Here is a 1,417-nt window from a genome sequence, read left to right as displayed (position 1 = left end):
GCCGCGTTCCTGCATGCCGGTGACGGCGGCGCGGGCGAGCATGGTGGGAGCCACGACCTTGACGTGGACGAGTTCGCGCGCCTTGTCGGCAGGCAGTTGAGCCAGCGGCATGTAGTGGGCGACGCCGGCGTTGTTGACGAGCATGGTCAGCGGCTCTCTGGCGCAGATCTCGGCAACGGTGTCGATGCCGATGTCGGTGGACAGGTCGGCGGCGACAGTGCGGACCGTGACTTCGGGGTGGTCGGCGGCGAACTGCTCGAGACGGTCCTTGCGGCGGCCGACGATGATCAGGTCGTGGCCGTCGGCAGCGAGGCGTTCGGCGAATGCCTTGCCGATGCCGGAGGTGGCGCCGGTGACGAGGGCGAGCTTGTTCATGCGGGCTGTTCCTTTCGGGTGTCGGCCGAAGTGGCCGGAGTGAGTGTGTGTGTTCGGTGTGGCCTATTCGGCGACGGCCTCAGCGGTTGAGGCGGTCCAGCAGCCGCGCAAGTCCGCGCGCTCCGGCCAGGCCACGCTCGGTGACGGCGGTGGAGTCGATTCCGGCTTCGCGCATGGCCTGGTCGAACAGCTCGATGTCCAGCACTTCCAGGGCGGCGAGGTGTTCGACGATGTCGGGCCGCACGACCGCACTCAGGAGGGACAGTGCTGCGCTGGCGGCGCTGCCCAGCTGGAGGAGTTCCACCAGCCGGCCCGGATCCAGCTCCAGCTCCACGGCCAGTTCGACGATCTCTCCGATCGCGGCCTGGTTCATCATCAGCAGCGCGTTGTTGAACAGCTTCGCCGTCTGCCCCGCGCCGGCCGCACCGAGGTGCACCACGTGGCGGGAGAAGGACTCGAACACGGGCCTGCAGCGCTCGGCCGCGGACTGCGGACCGCCGACCATCGTGGTCAATCGGCGCTCCTGCGCGGCCGGACGGCCTCCGCTGACCGGTGCGTCCAACACCTCCACACCACCCTTCGCGCACAGCTCGCTCAGCCGCAGGGCGTTGCTGGGAAGGCCGGTGCCGTGGTTGACGACGACCGCGCCGGGCCGCAGGCCTTCGAGCAGCTGACCGGCCAGCTGCAGGACGTCGTCGTCGGTACGGACGCACAAGCCGACGAGGTCGCAGGCGGCCGCCAGCTCACCGATCGTGTCGTGCCGTTGATGGGCGACCTTGCCGAGGCCGTCCAGGGAGACGGAGCGCCGGGCCCAGGCGTGCAGGGGGAATCCCGCTTCGGCGATCGCTGTGGCCATGGGCAGGCCCTGGTCACCCAGCCCGATGAACCCCACGACGGGACCTGCGGGTGTTCGTGTTTCTGTCATGCCTCCACGGTCGGCTCCTAACGCGTGATCAGGCAGTAGACCCGTTTTCCTGGGAATGGCGGTACCAGGACAGGCAGCTACTTGCTCGTCACAATCAACGGCATGGCGACCACAGCA

2 protein-coding genes are annotated in these 1,417 nt (G+C 68.7%); both read right to left on the bottom strand.

The genetic code is table 11. The features are described 5' to 3' along the window. Positions 1–375: SDR family NAD(P)-dependent oxidoreductase (locus ON34_RS28700; RefSeq protein WP_040785428.1), on the bottom strand; the 375-nt coding region annotated here is incomplete at its 3' end. Between the two features lie 79 nt (positions 376–454). After that, positions 455–1,300 (bottom strand): NAD(P)-dependent oxidoreductase, encoded by an 846-nt coding sequence (locus ON34_RS28695; RefSeq protein WP_040785424.1) that lies wholly within the window; start codon positions 1,298–1,300, stop codon positions 455–457. Between the last annotated feature and the right edge of the window lie 117 nt (positions 1,301–1,417).

It is taken from the genome of Nocardia pneumoniae NBRC 100136 (genome assembly GCF_000308755.1).
Taxonomy (GTDB): Bacteria; Actinomycetota; Actinomycetes; order Mycobacteriales; family Mycobacteriaceae; genus Nocardia; species Nocardia pneumoniae.
This window is presented reverse-complemented; position numbering and strand designations above follow the sequence as displayed.